15 protein-coding genes are annotated in these 14,450 nt (G+C 65.4%); 9 read left to right on the top strand and 6 right to left on the bottom strand.

What is annotated here, in order from left to right; genetic code table 11:
- Position 1 precedes the first annotated feature (1 nt).
- The 8 genes from H7A85_RS04360 to rnhA all read left to right on the top strand — a co-directional run bounded on the left by H7A85_RS04360 (position 2) and on the right by rnhA (position 6,111).
- Positions 2-946, top strand: coding sequence for a heme o synthase (locus H7A85_RS04360; protein WP_244630936.1), 945 nt, complete (start codon positions 2-4; stop codon positions 944-946).
- Positions 936-1,082 (top strand): protoheme IX farnesyltransferase, encoded by a 147-nt coding sequence (locus tag H7A85_RS04355; RefSeq protein ID WP_182084673.1) that lies wholly within the window; start codon positions 936-938, stop codon positions 1,080-1,082. Before H7A85_RS04360 ends, H7A85_RS04355 begins: the two co-directional genes overlap by 11 nt.
- 2 nt (positions 1,083-1,084) lie before the next feature.
- Positions 1,085-1,693 (top strand): cytochrome c oxidase assembly protein, encoded by a 609-nt coding sequence (locus H7A85_RS04350; RefSeq protein WP_182084672.1) that lies wholly within the window; start codon positions 1,085-1,087, stop codon positions 1,691-1,693.
- Between the two features lie 105 nt (positions 1,694-1,798).
- Positions 1,799-2,677, top strand: a complete 879-nt coding sequence (locus tag H7A85_RS04345) for a cytochrome c oxidase subunit 3 (RefSeq protein WP_182084671.1) — start codon at positions 1,799-1,801, stop codon at positions 2,675-2,677.
- Positions 2,678-2,778: 101 nt separating this feature from the next.
- Positions 2,779-3,570, top strand: a complete 792-nt coding sequence (locus H7A85_RS04340) for an SURF1 family protein (RefSeq protein ID WP_244630935.1) — start codon at positions 2,779-2,781, stop codon at positions 3,568-3,570.
- 55 nt (positions 3,571-3,625) lie between these two features.
- The gene (gene ispH, locus H7A85_RS04335; RefSeq protein WP_182084670.1) at positions 3,626-4,654 is read left to right on the top strand and encodes a 4-hydroxy-3-methylbut-2-enyl diphosphate reductase; all 1,029 of its coding nucleotides are present in this window, start codon (positions 3,626-3,628) and stop codon (positions 4,652-4,654) included.
- Entirely contained in the window at positions 4,655-5,635 is a 981-nt protein-coding gene (locus H7A85_RS04330; RefSeq protein WP_182084669.1) for a homoserine kinase, read from the top strand.
- Positions 5,632-6,111, top strand: a complete 480-nt coding sequence (gene rnhA, locus H7A85_RS04325; RefSeq protein ID WP_182084668.1) for a ribonuclease HI — start codon at positions 5,632-5,634, stop codon at positions 6,109-6,111. Before H7A85_RS04330 ends, rnhA begins: the two co-directional genes overlap by 4 nt.
- A gap of 4 nt (positions 6,112-6,115) precedes the next feature.
- On the opposite strand, the gene H7A85_RS04320 is transcribed toward rnhA, so the two are convergent.
- Both H7A85_RS04320 and H7A85_RS04315 read right to left on the bottom strand, forming a co-directional pair.
- The gene (locus tag H7A85_RS04320; protein ID WP_182084667.1) at positions 6,116-6,601 is read right to left on the bottom strand and encodes a peroxiredoxin; all 486 of its coding nucleotides are present in this window, start codon (positions 6,599-6,601) and stop codon (positions 6,116-6,118) included.
- 21 nt (positions 6,602-6,622) lie between these two features.
- Positions 6,623-7,471 carry a protein-disulfide reductase DsbD domain-containing protein gene (locus tag H7A85_RS04315; protein WP_182084666.1) on the bottom strand — a complete coding sequence of 283 codons (849 nt, stop codon included), beginning with the start codon at positions 7,469-7,471 and terminating at the stop codon, positions 6,623-6,625.
- 15 nt (positions 7,472-7,486) lie between these two features.
- On the opposite strand from H7A85_RS04315, the gene H7A85_RS04310 reads away from it, so the two are divergent.
- On the top strand, positions 7,487-8,098 hold the full coding sequence (locus tag H7A85_RS04310) for a YqgE/AlgH family protein (protein WP_182084665.1): 612 nt from the start codon (positions 7,487-7,489) through the stop codon (positions 8,096-8,098).
- On the opposite strand, the gene H7A85_RS04305 is transcribed toward H7A85_RS04310, so the two are convergent.
- The 4 genes from H7A85_RS04305 to thrC are packed head-to-tail and all read right to left on the bottom strand — an operon-like array spanning position 8,095 to position 14,373.
- A complete protein-coding gene (locus H7A85_RS04305; RefSeq protein WP_182084664.1) occupies positions 8,095-10,986 on the bottom strand; it encodes an EAL domain-containing protein in 2,892 nt (963 codons plus the stop codon). The genes H7A85_RS04310 and H7A85_RS04305 overlap by 4 nt on opposite strands.
- A gap of 46 nt (positions 10,987-11,032) precedes the next feature.
- Positions 11,033-11,644: a GNAT family protein gene (locus H7A85_RS04300; protein WP_182084663.1), complete on the bottom strand. Its 612-nt coding sequence runs from the start codon at positions 11,642-11,644 to the stop codon at positions 11,033-11,035.
- 12 nt (positions 11,645-11,656) lie between these two features.
- Positions 11,657-12,967: a pitrilysin family protein gene (locus tag H7A85_RS04295; protein ID WP_182084662.1), complete on the bottom strand. Its 1,311-nt coding sequence runs from the start codon at positions 12,965-12,967 to the stop codon at positions 11,657-11,659.
- Entirely contained in the window at positions 12,964-14,373 is a 1,410-nt protein-coding gene (thrC, locus tag H7A85_RS04290) for a threonine synthase (protein WP_182084661.1), read from the bottom strand. The genes H7A85_RS04295 and thrC overlap by 4 nt, the downstream gene beginning before the upstream one ends.
- Positions 14,374-14,450 lie beyond the last annotated feature (77 nt).

The raw sequence follows: 14,450 nt of genomic DNA, 5'->3' as shown, positions 1-14,450 counted from the left end.
GTTGAGCGCCATCGACTTCTCAGCTTCCGGTGAGGCTCGGCCCGGCATCAGTCTGGCCGAACCCGGCGACTATATCGCGCTTCTCAAGCCGCGGGTCATGTCGCTCGTCATCCTGACCGCCGTCGCCGGCATGCTCGCCGCGCCCGCAACGCTCAACCCGGTCCTCGCCTTCGTGTCGCTGCTCGCCATCGCGCTGGGCGCTGGCGGCTCCGGTGCGCTCAACATGTGGTACGACCGCGATATCGACCGTGTGATGACCCGCACCGCGAATCGTCCGATCCCGGCGGGCCGGGTCACGCCCGAGAACGCCCTGGCGTTCGGCCTTTTCCTTTCGGTCTTCTCGGTGATGCTCCTCGGCCTTGCCGCAAACTGGTTCGCCGCAGGCTTCCTTGCCTTCACCATCGCCTTTTACGCCGTGTTCTACACGATGTGGCTGAAGCGGCGGACGGTGCAGAACATCGTGATCGGGGGGGCGGCGGGCGCCTTTCCGCCCATGGTGGCCTGGGCTGCGGCGACCGGCGGCGTGTCGTGGGAGGGTTTCGTCCTCTTCCTGATCATCTTCCTCTGGACGCCGCCCCACTTCTGGGCGCTCGCCATGTTCAAGATGAAGGACTACGGCGCGGTCGGCATTCCCATGCTGCCGAACGTCGCGGGGGAGCGTTCGACGCGCATCCATATCTTCGTCTACTCCCTGATCCTGGCGCCGGTCGGTATCCTTCCCTTCGCGCTGGGTTTCGCCAGCCCGATCTACGGCGTGGTTTCCGCACTCCTCGGGTTGAACTTCGTGCGCCTCGCCTACGGTGTTCTCCGCATGGTGGATGGCGACGCGACGATGACGCCGGCCAAGAAGCTCTTCGCCTTCTCGATCGTCTACCTCTTCGCGCTGTTCGCGCTTCTCCTCGTGGAAGGGCTGGTCGCTCGCGGAATCGGCTTCCATGGTCTTTGATCCGCAGCAGGAAACCGTGCGGCTCAACGAGGCGGAAGCGCGTGCCCGTCGCAAGCGCTCGCTGGCGATCGGCGCGGTTCTCGTCGTTCTTGTCGTCCTGTTCTACGTCGTAACCCTGTTCAAGATCGCAGGTTGAGGATGTCGTCGTCCACCCGTCCGACCCCGGCCGAAGCCGCCAAGCGCGCCCGCGCGATCGCGCTCGGCTGCATCGTCTTCGTTTTCGGCATGGTGGGCGCGGCCTACGCCTCGGTGCCGCTCTATCAGCTCTTCTGTCAGGTGACCGGCTACGGCGGCACGACGCAGCGCGCCGAGTTCGCCTCGAGCAACGTCGCGAGCGAAAAGGTCACGGTGCGGTTCGACGCCAATTCGTCGAGTGGCGTGCCTTGGTCGTTCCAGCCGGTGGAGCGGGAAATTCGGTTGAATCTTGGCGAAACGCGCCAGACCGCCTATCGCGTTCGCAACCGGTCGGACAAGCCGGTGACGGCGCAGGCGACCTTCAACGTCACGCCGCTGACGGCGGGGATCTACTTCAACAAGGTCCAGTGCTTCTGCTTCACTGAGCAGACGCTGCAGCCGGGCGAGGCGGTGGACATGCCGGTGGTCTTCTTCGTCGATCCGGCGATCAAGGACGACCCCGACCTGAAGGACATTCCGACGATCACCTTGTCCTATACGTTCTTCCCGGTGGCCGAGCCGAAGACGCCCGTGGCGGCGGCTGCCGGCGGCTCGGACCCGAAGGGGCTATGACTGACGCTTCCGTCGGGGGACGGGAGCTATTTCGAAACTGGAAATTGGCATCGATGCGCATAGACTGCCCTGAGGCAGAGGGGTGCGGGAGAAGCGGGACGGACCATGGCTGACACGCATATCAAACATCACGACTACCACGTCATCGAGCCGAGCCCCTGGCCGTTCGTGGCGTCCGTGGGCGCGTTCTTCCTCCTGTTCGGCGCCGTCGGTCTGTTCCGCCATGTCTCCGGTACGCCGTTCATGGTCTTCGGCGCCAACCTGGCGACGCCCTGGATCTTCGCCTTCGGCCTCGCCATCGTGCTCTACACGATGTTCGCCTGGTGGTCGGACGCGATCAAGGAAAGCCATGAAGGGCATCACACGCCGGTCGTTTCGATGCATCTTCGCTATGGCATGATCATGTTCATCGCCTCCGAGGTGATGTTCTTCGTCGCGTGGTTCTGGGCCTTCTTCGACGCCAGCCTGTTTCCCGGCGAGGCGATCCAGGCGGCGCGCGTGCAGGCGCTCGGCGGACAGTGGCCGCCAGTCGGCATCGAGGTGATCGACCCGCTCCATCTGCCGCTCTTCAACACGATCACGCTCCTGCTTTCGGGCACCACTGCGACGTGGGCGCACCATGCGATGCTGGAAAACGACCGCAAGTCGCTGATCACCGGTCTCGCGCTGACCGTCGCGCTCGGCGCGATCTTCTCCTACGTCCAGTTCTACGAATACGCGCACGCCCCGTTCGCCTTCTCCGGCTCGATCTACGGCGCGACGTTCTTCATGGCGACCGGCTTCCACGGTTTCCACGTGTTCGTCGGCGTCATATTCCTGGCCGTCTGCCTGCTTCGCGCGATCCGCGGTCACTTCACCCCGTCCAAGCATTTCGGCTTCGAGGCCGCCGCCTGGTACTGGCATTTCGTCGACGTCGTCTGGCTCTTCCTGTTCTTTGCCGTCTACGTCTGGGGTGGCTGGGGCGCCGAGATCCACGGCGGCTGATCGAAGCCCCGCCAATGCGAACTTATGAAAACGGCGGCCGTTCTCGCGGCCGCCGTTTTCGTTGAGATGCCCCCTCGAACCCGTCGCATCTGCGAGTGCCCATGCAGGACTTCGATCCCAACGAGACCATCGAACCGAAGCCGATGACGCGTGGACGCATCGCGGCGGTCGTCGTCGTCTGTCTGGGTGCCATCGCCGTCCTGACCGCGCTTGGTGCCTGGCAGGTCGAGCGCTTGTTCTGGAAGGAAGGGCTGATCGCGACGATCGATGCCCGCATCCATGCTGCACCGGTCGATATCGCCACGGTTGAGGATCGCGAAAGGCAAGGCGAGGAGATCGACTACACACCCGTTCGCCTGGACGGTCGCTTCCTTCACGACGGAGAACGGTACTTCCTGGCCACCAACGAGGGAGCCGCGGGTTGGCATGTTCTGACGCCGATGGTGCTGGGCGATGGGAACACCGTGGTCTTCGTCAATCGCGGCTTCGTCCCCTATGATCGCAAGGACCCGGCGACGCGGGTCGGTGGAAACCCATCGGGAAGCGTGTCGGTCACGGGGCTTGCGCGTGCGGCGCCGACGAAGAAACCGAACTATTTCGTGCCGGACAACGACCCCGCCCGGAATGCCTTCTTCTGGCGGAGCATTCCGGATATGGCGCAGGGCCTCTCGCTCCCCGCAGGAGCGACGCTGTTGCCTTTCCTCGTGGATGCCGATCGCGGCGACGGCGATCCGGCGGGGCCGGTCGGCGGAACCACGGTCGTCGAGATCCCCAACAACCATCTGGAATATGCGATCACCTGGTTCGCGCTCGCCTTCGCTCTTATGGTGATCTTCCTTCTCTTTCTGCGCTGGCTATGGCGCAGGCCCAAGGCGGCGGCTTCGGAGGGTTGACAGGACCCCGTCCGATCCCTTCATTCCGCGCAAGACCCGAGCGCCGGAGAACAACTTGTCAGCCATCGAGGCGAAACCCACCGTGACGATCCGCCTGTGCGAGCCGCGCGGGTTTTGCGCGGGCGTGGACCGGGCCATTCAGATCGTCGTCCTGGCGCTGAAACGCTACGGCGCGCCGGTTTATGTCCGGCACGAGATCGTCCACAACAAGTACGTGGTGGATGGGCTTCGGCAAATGGGGGCCGTCTTCGTTAAAGAACTCGATGCGATTCCCGACGATGGCCAGCCCGTGGTCTTCTCCGCGCATGGCGTGCCGAAGTCCGTACCGGCCGAGGCGGAACGCCGCGAGCTTCTTTATCTCGATGCGACGTGCCCGCTCGTTTCCAAGGTCCACAAGCAGGCGATGCGCCATGTGCGTCTCGGGCGGCAGGTCCTGCTCGTCGGCCACAAGGGGCACCCGGAAGTGATCGGCACGATGGGGCAACTGCCGGAAGGGGCGGTGGTGCTGATCGAGACCGAGGAGGACGTGGCGAGCTTTGCCCCCGCCGACCCGGCGGCGCTCGGCTTCGTCACGCAGACGACGCTCTCCGTCGAGGATACGGCCGGCATCATCGACGCGCTGCAGCGCAAGTTCCCCGAGATGCAGGCGCCGTCGTCCGAATCCATTTGCTATGCCACGACCAACCGGCAGGACGCGGTGAAGGCATCCGCCGCGGGCACCGATCTCTTTCTCGTCGTCGGAGCGCCGAACTCATCCAATTCGCGCCGTCTCGTCGAAGTGGCCGAGCGGGCGGGCGCGTCGCGCTCGATCCTCGTCCAGGGCCGTCAGGATGTGCCGATCGAGGACGTGGCGCCCGGCTGGGTGATCGGCATGTCGGCAGGCGCGTCCGCGCCGGAAGTGTTGACGGACGAGATCATCGCCGCCCTGCGCGAGCGCTTCGACGTTCGGATCGAACTCGTCCAGACCGCGATCGAGGACGAGAACTTTCCCGTCATGCGCAGCCTTCGCGACGTGCCGCTGACGTCGGCGGACATGGCCTTCGTCAACGGCGACCGTCCGCTTCTCAATACGAGGCTCATCTGAATGGCCGTTTATACGGAGGTCGGCGAGGCCGATCTCGCCGCCTTCCTGTCGCGTTACGATCTCGGCCAGCTTCTCAGCTACAAGGGCATCGCGGAAGGGGTCGAGAATTCCAACTTCCTCGTTCGAACGGAACGGGGCACCTTCATTCTCACGCTGTACGAAAAGCGTGTGAACCGAGCAGATCTGCCCTTCTTCATCGGCCTTCTCGAGCATCTCGCCGATCGCGGTCTGTCCTGCCCGTTGCCCGTCCAGCCGGTTTCGGGCGAGGCGCTCGGTGAGCTGGCCGGTCGCCCTGCGGCCCTTTTCACTTTCCTGGAGGGGATGTGGACCCGCCGACCCTCCGCCGAGCAATGCGGCGAGGTCGGGCGGGCACTCGCCGATCTCCATGCCAAGTCCGGCGGTTTCGCGCTGACCCGCGCCAACGCGCTCTCGGTCGGCGGTTGGCGCCCGCTGTACGACGGCTGCGGCCCGGAAGCGGACAAAGTGTCGGACGGCCTCCTGGCAGAGATCGGATCTGAACTCGCCTTCCTCGAGGCTCATTGGCCGAATGGGTTGCCGACCGGTATCATCCACGCCGACCTCTTCCCGGACAATGTCTTCTTCCTACGCGGGCGCCTATCGGGGCTGATCGACTTCTACTTCGCCTGCGAGGACATCCTCGCCTATGATCTGGCGATCTGCTTGTGCGCTTGGTGCTTCGAGCTGGACGGCGCCTTCAACATCACCAAGGGGCGCGCCCTGATCGAGGGCTATCATTCCGTTCGCCCCTTGAGCGACGACGAACTCGCCGCCCTCCCGATCCTGGCCCGCGGCGCGGCGCTGCGTTTCCTGCTCACTCGGCTCTACGACTGGATCCATATCCCCGACACGTCGCTCGTCACCAAGAAAGACCCGCGCGAGTATCTTCGCAAGTTGCGCTTCCACGCAGGCGTCCGCACCGTGGCGGACTACGGGTTTCAGCTCGGCGGAGAGGCGGCATGAGCGAAACGGCGACGCGCGTCGATATCTTCACCGACGGCGCCTGCTCGGGAAATCCGGGGCCCGGCGGCTGGGGCGCGATCCTGCGCTTCGGCGCGACCGAAAAGGAGCTCTCGGGCGGCGAGCCAATGACCACCAACAACCGCATGGAACTTCTGGCTGCGATTGAGGGGCTTGGCGCGCTTAAGCGAGGCTGCGCGGTGCACCTCCATTCCGACTCGCAGTATCTGCGCGACGGGATCACGAAATGGATCCATGGGTGGAAGCGCAACGGCTGGCGCACGGCCGACAAGAAGCCAGTGAAGAACGCCGAGCTCTGGCAGCGGCTCGACGCCGAGCGCCAGCGTCACGAAGTGACGTTTCACTGGGTGAAGGGCCACGCGGGCCACGCCGAGAACGAGCGGGCGGATGCGCTCGCCCGCGCCGGCATGGAGCCGTTCAAGAAGGCTCGGCGGACGGGCGTTCCGTCCGCCGGCTGAACGATCAGATCTGATCGAAGAGCGTGTGTGCGGACGAGGTGTCCGCCTGACCCGGGCTCGGCTCGACGTTGAGCTGCTTCACGACGCCGTCCTCGACCAGCATCGAATAGCGCTTGGAGCGTATGCCGAGCCCGCCGGCCGAGAGATCGGCGTCGAGACCGACCGCCTTGGCGAACGTTCCGTTCCCGTCCGACAGGAAGAGGATGCGATCGCCCGCACCCGTATGCTTCTGCCAGGCCTTCATAACGTGGACGTCGTTCACCGCGACCACCGCGATCGTATCGACGCCCTTGGCGCGCAGGTCGTCGTTGAGTTCCAGGAAACCCGGCAGATGGTTCATCGTGCAGGTCGGCGTGAACGCGCCGGGCACCGCGAAAAGGACGACGCGCTTGCCCTGGAAGAGTTCGCCCGAAGTCAGCGTGGCCGGGCCGTCTTCGCCCGGCGTGCGAAACGATGCGTCCGGGAGGTGTTCGCCGATGGTGATCGTCATGTCGGATAGATCCCTTGGGTGTCAGCGATCTCGACCCGGCGAATCGGGCGGATCGACCTGAACGGAGCGTGATAGTTGCGCCTTTTCGGCGGCAATCAAAAGTATCGAAACATGCATCGGGACCTGAGACCCCGAGGGTCGCGCGAGAACTGGAATCGTGAAGGATGGCCCCGTCGGGGTCGACGTCGGAATAGGGGGCCCGAACGACCATCCCGGACTCGCGTCGATGAACGCATCCGTCACGCCGGCAAGCGATCCGACCTCGAGGCCTGACAGATCCTGGCTCCACCGGACGGAACGAGGTGCCAGCGAGCCCGCCTCGGCCGGCAATGCCTCCTTGGCCGATAGAACCAAAGCCCGATCGGAAAGACCCTCGCTCGGGAACACGCTGAGGCGAGCGGCGAGGGGAACGCAGATTTCGCGGCAGACACCGATGAGGATATCGGCTTCGATCCGTGGCATCGCCTCGATCGCCTTTGCCTCGAAGAACACGGCCATTGGCTCCGCATAACCGACGCTCTCGGCGTCGCCCTCCGCGAAGCGGGCGGGGATCGGATACTGCAAGACGGGATCTTCGATGCCGGTGCTTTCAGATAGATCGATACGAGGCGCGAGGCCGACCGGACCGGGGGCGGTCCAGTAGGTTTTCCAGCCGGGCGCCAGTTCGATCGATAGAGCGCCCCGGACCATGCCATCGGCATCACCCTTCAAGGCCACAAGCCGCAGCGTCGCCCCGTCGGAGCGCAGTTCAGCGTTCTGATCGGCTGGGGTGATGGCCTGCGCAGGGAAGGCGGCAAAAGCGAGACCGCACGCCAGCAACAGCCGCGACACAGCTTCGGCGCGGAGGCTGGTGCAAAAGCCAATCGACATGTCTATCTTCTTCCCATGGACCTAGAAAACATGCGTAGCCGATCCGATGACGAAACCCCTTCGCTGGAGGGGCATTTTCTCATCGCCATGCCCGGTATGGAAGACGAGCGCTTCGCGCGCAGCGTCGTCTATGTCTGCGCGCATTCGGCCAACGGCGCCATGGGCTTCATCATCAACAAGGCACAGCCCCTCAGCTTCGCGTCTCTCCTGAAGCAGCTCGATATCGTCACCGATGCCGACGAGATCCGGCTGCCCGAAAAGGGGCGTGAGGTGTCCGTCTGCGCCGGAGGACCGGTGGAGCAGGGGCGCGGCTTCATCCTCCATTCGGACGACTACGATTCCGAATCCACCGTCGAGGTCGACGACGGCATCTCGCTGACGCCGACACTCGATATCCTGAAGGCGCTTTCGCGCGGCGACGGCCCGTCCAGCGCGATCATGGTCTTAGGTTATTCCGGGTGGGGCGCCGGGCAGCTCGAATCCGAGATCGCCGCCAACGGCTGGCTGACGTGCCTTGCCGACCTCGACATCGTGTTCGGCAACGAGCTGGACACTAAGTACGGCCGCGCGCTCGCGATCCTCGGCATCGATCCCGTGTTCCTGACGAGCGAGGCCGGCCACGCCTAGCCCGTGCTTCGGCGGCCGTTCCGCTCCTGCAGACGCCGCCGCGCTTCTTCCGCCGAAAGCGGCTGGCCGTACATGAAGCTTTGCGCATATTCGCAGTTGAGCTTGCGAAGCTGAGCGATATCGGCATCGTTGTCCAAGCCTTCCGCCACCACGGCGAGGCCAAGTTCGTGCGCCATGGTCACGATGGAATGCACCAGGATCGGGCGCTGCGGCACCTGCTCGCCGCGCAGGAACGACTGGTCGATCTTCAGCGTGTCGAACGGGAAGCGCAGGAGGTAGGACAGGGACGAATAGCCCGTTCCGAAATCGTCGAGCGACAGCCCGACGCCCATCTCCTTCAAACGCGCCAGGAGCTTGGCCGAACGCTCCGGGTTGTCCATGACCAGCGACTCGGTCAGCTCCAGCTTCAGCGTTTCTGGCGCGAGCTGGTAGCGCTTCAGGATCTGGCGGACATCGTTCAGAAGATCCTGACGGATCAGCTGGCGGCTCGAGATGTTGACCGAGCAGAACAGCTTGGTCTGGCCCGGCAGCCGTTGCCAGTCCGACAGGCGCCGTGCCGCCTCGTCCAGTGCGAACTGGCCGAGCTGAACGATCAGCCCCGTGCTCTCGGCGAGCGGAATGAACTCGGCGGGAGAGACCGGGCCTCGCTTGGCGTGATTCCAGCGGAGCAGTGCCTCGAAGCCCGCGATCTCACCGGTGGCCAGCCGCACGATCGGCTGGAAGGCGAGCGACAGCTCGTTTCGCCCGAAGGCGCGGCGCAGATCCGATTCCAGCTCGACGCGGCCGGAACTGTGCGTCTTGAAGGCGGGGCGGAAGGCCTCAATGCGATCGCCGCCAAGGCGTTTCGCCTGATACATCGCGAGTTCGGCCTCGCGTAGCACCTCGTCGGCGCCCGCGCCGTCCGTCCAGCCGGTCAGACCGACGGAGGCCGTCAGGATGATGTCCTGGTTGGAGAAGGCGATCGGCGCGCGAACCGCGTCCTGAAGCGTTTCAGCAAAGGCACCGACGGCGGCCACATCGCTTTCCGACATGAGGATCAGGCCGAACTGGTCGCCGGACAGGCGGGCGAGCGAATCCTGGGGTTTCAGAACGCGCTTGAGGCGGCGCCCGACCGTCAGGAGGATCGTGTCTCCGGTCGCGATGCCGAACTCGTCGTTGACCTGTTTGAACCGGTCGATGTCCACCACGAACAGCGTCGGACGAACGTCGGTGCGGGTGGCGGCGAGGCAGGCGATCGAATCCAGTCGGTCGAGGAACAGCTCGCGGTTGGGCAAACCGGTGAGTTGGTCGTGCAGCGCGTCGTGCAGAAGGCGCTCTTCGGCCTTCTTGCGCTCGGTCACGTCCTTCAACGTTCCCACGCAGCGCACCACCTCGCCGTTGCTGCCAAGGACCGGGCGCGCCTGAAGGCTCATCCAGTGGTAATGCCCGTCGTCGCTGCGCACGCGAAAATCCTGTGAGATGCGCCCGCGACGGTGTTCCAGGATGGTGTCGAGCGTGACCTTGAACCGGTCGCGATCGTCGGGGTGGAGAATCGGAAGCCAGTCGCGCGCCGGGCCGTTCATTGCGGCGACGGGCATCCCGTCGAGCCCCTCCGTGTCGCACCCGGCGAAGATGCGGTCGCGCGCCACATCCCAGTCCCAGATCGCGTCGCCCGTACCCGCCAGCGCCAGCGAGCGGCGCTCCATGTCGGACAGGAGACCGCCGGCGAAGGATCCGCCGGCAAAGGCATGCTGCATCACCGTGAAGCCGATCAGGAGGACGATGAGCACGAGTCCGCCGCCGAGCGCGGGCTGGATGATGTCGTTGTCGATCCGCCCGCCGACCGTCGCCCAGGCCGCGCCGAGCCAGACGATGATGAGAAGCCAGGTCGGGATCAGCATGATCGCGCGGTCGTAGCGCATCACGGAAAGATACAGGATCAGAAGGAGGCCGATGCCGGCCGTCGCCGCCATCGACATGCGCGCGATGCCGGCAGCGAGCGGCGGGTCGAAGGCGGCCAGGACGCCGAGCGCGCCGAGACCGGCGAGCCAAAGGCCGGTGAAGGCCGAAAGAATGCCGTGCCAGCGGTTCAGGTTGAGATAGGCGTAGAGGAAGACGAGCAACGTGAAGGCGAGAGCGACCTCGGTGCCCGCCCGCCATATCCGCTCCTGCCCCGGCACGATGGGCACGAGCTTCTGCCAGAAGTCGAAGTCGATGCAGATATAGGCGAGAACGGCCCAGGCGAGCGCCGCGGTCGCCGGGAACATCGGCGAGCCCTTGACCACGAAGAGGATCGTCAGGAACACCGCGAGGAGGCCTGCGATGCCCAGCACGATGCCGCGATACAGGGTGAACGCGTTAACCGTGTCCTTGTAGGCGTTCGGCTCCCACAGGCGGATCTCGGGAAGCCGGTCGGTGGAAAGCTCGGCGACGAAAGTCACCACGGTTCCCGGATCCAGCGTCACGGAAAACACGTCGGCCTCCGGGCTGTCCTGCCGGTCCAACGCGAAGCCTTCCGATGGGGTGATGGCGACGATGCGCTGCGAGCCGAGATCGGGGCGCAGGAGGCCGGAATCCGATAGGCGGAAATGCGGCGCGACCACCATGCGGTCGATCTGCTCGTCGCTGTTGTTGGCGATGGCGAAGACCGCCCAGTTTCCCGACGGCTTCTCGGAGTTCGATTCGATCTCGATGCGCCGGACCACGCCTTCGGCGTTCGGCGCCGTGGTGATCTGGAAGTTCTCGCCTCGGCCGAGATGCATCTCCACCGCCGGTTCCAGATCGATCGCCACGTCCTCCCGGCCGATCGAAACCGGCGAAAGCGCAAGGCTCGGGGACGCGCCGACGCAGCCGGCCACGATGGCCAGGCAGAAGAGAACGCGGCGAAGAAGGGAAGTGGGGTTCGGCATTACGATCGGGGACGGCTCATGTTCGCGGTGGATCGTCGTTCGAAGGTCAGGTCGCGGGTGGCGAAACAGGGTTCGGCGTCGCTCCGTCCTCGCTCAAACGCGAATACAGAAGGTGATCCTCCCAAACACCGGCGATTTTCAGGTAGCTTCGCAGATAGCCCTCACGGCGAAAGCCGGATCGTTCGAGAAGCCGGATCGACGGCTCGTTGCGTGGGAGGCAAGCCGCCTCCAGGCGATGCAGTGCCAGGACGTCAAAGGCAAAAAGGGAGATGGCATCCACCGCGCGGGACATGACGCCTTTCCCCGCGTAGGGTTTGCCCATCCAGTACCCGATCGTTCCCGTCTGCGCGACCCCGCGCTGGATTCGACCGAGCGTCAGCCCTCCCATCAGCACGTCGCCCCCCCGATCGAAGATGAAGTAGGTGTATCCCGTTCGCTGCCGCGCTTCCAGACGCGATCGACGCAGGCGCAGGCGGAAGGACGCGCGGCTGAGTTCGTCCCGCGTCCAGCTCGGTTCCCAGGGTGTCAGGAAGTCGCGGCTTCGCTCGCGCAAATGGCTCCATTGTTCGAAGTCAGAAGCTTTCGGGATACGCAGCAGGATATTGCTGCCGGTGAGCGTCGGCTGGATCGGTGCCTGAGCCCAATCGAACAAGGCCATGGCCGGAACCGATCAGCTGGCGGCCAGGGCTTGTCGCGGCTGGAGCGTGGAAGCCGGGCTCCGCGCGCCCGCCAAGACGTCGATGGATGGAAGGCGGCTGACGGGGCCGATCGCGGCCAGGGTCGGGATCGTGTCGAGGAAGGTGGCGGCCGCCAGATCGGCAAGGCGGGGCGCCGTGATTGCGGCGAGGCGATCGAGGAGTTCGGCATTGTCGATCACCGAACCCTTGAACATCAGCTGCCGCGCCATCTGCCCTGCGCGGGAAGCCGGGCTTTCCTGGCTCATGAGGAGACTGGAGCGCATCTGTGCGCGGGCGCGCACGACCTCCTTCTCGGTGATGCCGTCCGCCGCCCGCACCAGCTCCTGCATGATGACGGGGGCAAGCTCGGCCAGTTCCTCCTCGCCGGTCGCGGCATGAACGCCGAAGATGCCGGTGTCGGAGAAGCTCCAGTGGAAGGCGGAGATCGCGTAGCAGAGACCGCGCGTTTCGCGGATTTCCTGAAACAGGCGGGACGACATGCCCCCGCCCAAAATGATGGAAAGAACCTGCGCGGCATAGAAGTCGCGCTGGTAGTACGGCCGTCCGGGAAAGCCGATCACCATCTGCGCGTCGGCGAGGTCGCGCTCCTCGCGAAACTCGCCGCCGGTGTAGAGGGCCGGAGGGTGCTCCAAGGCGATGCCCGGCAGGCGGGCGACATGCGAGCCGAAGGCGGCGGAGACGCGGTCCACCAGATCCTGGTGCGACACGGCGCCTGCCGCCGAGACCACCATCTGCTCCGGCGCGTAGTGCCGCGACAGGTAGGAGCGGAGCTCGTCCGGCGTGAAGGCGCTCACCGTCTCCCGCGTGCCGAGAATCGGGCGGCCGAGGATCTGGTCGCGATAGGCGGAGGCCTGGAAGTGGTCGAAGACGATGTCGTCCGGCGTGTCTTCGGCCGCGCCGATCTCCTGGAGAATGACGTGCTGCTCACGGACGAGTTCCTCCTCGTCGAAACGCGAGTCGAGGAGGATGTCGGTCAGGATATCGACCGCGAGCGGAACGTCGTCCTTCATCACGCGGGCGTAGTAGGCGGTGGTCTCGACGCTGGTGGAGGCGTTCAGCTCCCCGCCGACGTCCTCGATCTCCTCGGCGATCTGCCGTGCGCTGCGCCGGGTCGTGCCCTTGAAGGCCATGTGCTCGAGGAGGTGGGCGATGCCGTGCTCGTTCGCCGCCTCGTCGCGCGCGCCGGCCTTGACCCATATGCCGAGCGCGGCGCTTTCCAGGGTCGGCATGTGTTCGGTCGCGATCGTCAGCCCGTTGGACAGGCGCGTGATCTCGACGCTCATGCAGCGGCCCCGAAGCGGACGGCGCGGCTGCGCTCGCGGATATAGGTCTGAAGCTGGCCGAGATCGTTCGGCAGAACGTCGAAGCGCTCGCCTTTCGTCATCAGATCGGCATGGCTCGGCGGCAGCGCCGGTTCGGTTCCGCAGGCAGCCTTGACGGCGGCCGGGAACTTGGCGGGATGCGCGGTGCCGAGCGAGATCATCGCGGTTTCACCTAGCCGCTTCTCGGCGACCGAGACGGCGACCGCCGTGTGCGGGTCCAGAAGATAGGCCGTGGTCGCCAGCTGCTCGCGGATCGTATCGGCCGTTTCGTTCTGGCTGGTACGCCCGGCGTCGAACTCGGAGCGGATGGACGCGAGAACATCCTCGGGAAGCGTGAAGGCGCGCGACTGCTGCAACTGTTGCATCAGGCGGCGGATGGTCTGCGCGTCGCGCCCGCTCGCCTCGAACAGGAGACGTTCGAAGTTCGAGGAAATCTCGATGTCCATGGAGGGCGACGTAGTCGCGTGGACGCCCTGCATCTCGTAGCGCCCATCCCGCATCGTGCGCTCCAGGATGTCGTTCTCGTTGGTGGCGACGATCAGGCGCTCGATCGGCAGTCCCATGCGCTTGGCCGCGTAGCCGGCGAAGATGTCGCCGAAATTGCCGGTCGGCACCGTGAACGACACGCGGCGGGCCGGTGCGCCGATGCTGGCGGCGGCCGTGAAGTAGTAGACGATCTGGGCCATGATCCGGGCCCAGTTGATCGAGTTCACGCCTGAAAGCGCCGTTTCGCGGCGGAAGGCGGCGTCGTTGAACATCGCCTTCACGAGGGCCTGACAGTCGTCGAACGTGCCTTCGATCGCCACGGCATAGACGCTCGCCGAGCCGCCGGTCGTCATCTGCCGCTGCTGGACGGGCGAGACGCGGCCCTTGGGGAACAGGATGAACATGTCCGTCCGGTCGGTATCGGCGAAGGCGGCGATCGCCGCGCCGCCCGTATCGCCCGACGTCGCGCCAACCACCGTCGCGCGCTGCCCGCGCTGCTCCAGCGCATGGTCCATCAGGCGCGCCAGCAACTGCATGGCGACATCCTTGAAGGCGAGAGTCGGCCCATGGAACAGCTCGAGAACGAAGTGGTTCTCGCCGATCTGCACCAGCGGGGCGACCGCCGGATGGCGGAACGTCGCGTAGGCCTCGCGCACCATCCGCTCCAAGGCATCCGGTGCGATCTCGTTGCCGACGAAAGGCTTCAGGATCTCGAGGGCGACGTCCGCATAGGGGCGCCCGGCGAAGGAGGCGATGGTTTCGGGCTCGATCTGCGGCCAGGTTTCCGGCACGTAGAGGCCGCCGTCCGTGGCCAGGCCCGCTAGGAGCACATCGGCGAAACCCAGGATCGGGGCTTCCCCCCGCGAGCTGATATATCTCACGACATCTCCCACGTCTTTTCGATCGGGCTCCGGCCGAAGCGGTGCCCGCGCCACGTTTTCGTGACCATCAAGGTCGA

It is taken from the genome of Aureimonas sp. ME7 (assembly GCF_903970965.1).
Classification (GTDB): domain Bacteria; phylum Pseudomonadota; class Alphaproteobacteria; order Rhizobiales; family Rhizobiaceae; genus Aureimonas.
Note: the sequence above shows the minus strand (reverse complement) of the source record. Positions and strands in the feature narration are given on the sequence as shown.

Excerpts from the sequence above, each read along its gene's own strand:
- H7A85_RS04355 (WP_182084673.1), top strand. The coding sequence starts at position 936 with ATGGTCTTTGATCCGCAGCAGGAAACCGTGCGGCTCAACGAGGCGGAA.
- H7A85_RS04350 (WP_182084672.1), top strand. The coding sequence starts at position 1,085 with ATGTCGTCGTCCACCCGTCCGACCCCGGCCGAAGCCGCCAAGCGCGCC.
- H7A85_RS04345 (WP_182084671.1), top strand. The coding sequence starts at position 1,799 with ATGGCTGACACGCATATCAAACATCACGACTACCACGTCATCGAGCCG.
- H7A85_RS04340 (WP_244630935.1), top strand. The coding sequence starts at position 2,779 with ATGCAGGACTTCGATCCCAACGAGACCATCGAACCGAAGCCGATGACG.
- H7A85_RS04330 (WP_182084669.1), top strand. The coding sequence starts at position 4,655 with ATGGCCGTTTATACGGAGGTCGGCGAGGCCGATCTCGCCGCCTTCCTG.
- rnhA (WP_182084668.1), top strand. The coding sequence starts at position 5,632 with ATGAGCGAAACGGCGACGCGCGTCGATATCTTCACCGACGGCGCCTGC.
- H7A85_RS04320 (WP_182084667.1), bottom strand. The coding sequence starts at position 6,601 with ATGACGATCACCATCGGCGAACACCTCCCGGACGCATCGTTTCGCACG.
- H7A85_RS04315 (WP_182084666.1), bottom strand. The coding sequence starts at position 7,471 with ATGTCGATTGGCTTTTGCACCAGCCTCCGCGCCGAAGCTGTGTCGCGG.
- H7A85_RS04310 (WP_182084665.1), top strand. The coding sequence starts at position 7,487 with ATGGACCTAGAAAACATGCGTAGCCGATCCGATGACGAAACCCCTTCG.
- H7A85_RS04305 (WP_182084664.1), bottom strand. The coding sequence starts at position 10,986 with ATGCCGAACCCCACTTCCCTTCTTCGCCGCGTTCTCTTCTGCCTGGCC.
- H7A85_RS04300 (WP_182084663.1), bottom strand. The coding sequence starts at position 11,644 with ATGGCCTTGTTCGATTGGGCTCAGGCACCGATCCAGCCGACGCTCACC.
- H7A85_RS04295 (WP_182084662.1), bottom strand. The coding sequence starts at position 12,967 with ATGAGCGTCGAGATCACGCGCCTGTCCAACGGGCTGACGATCGCGACC.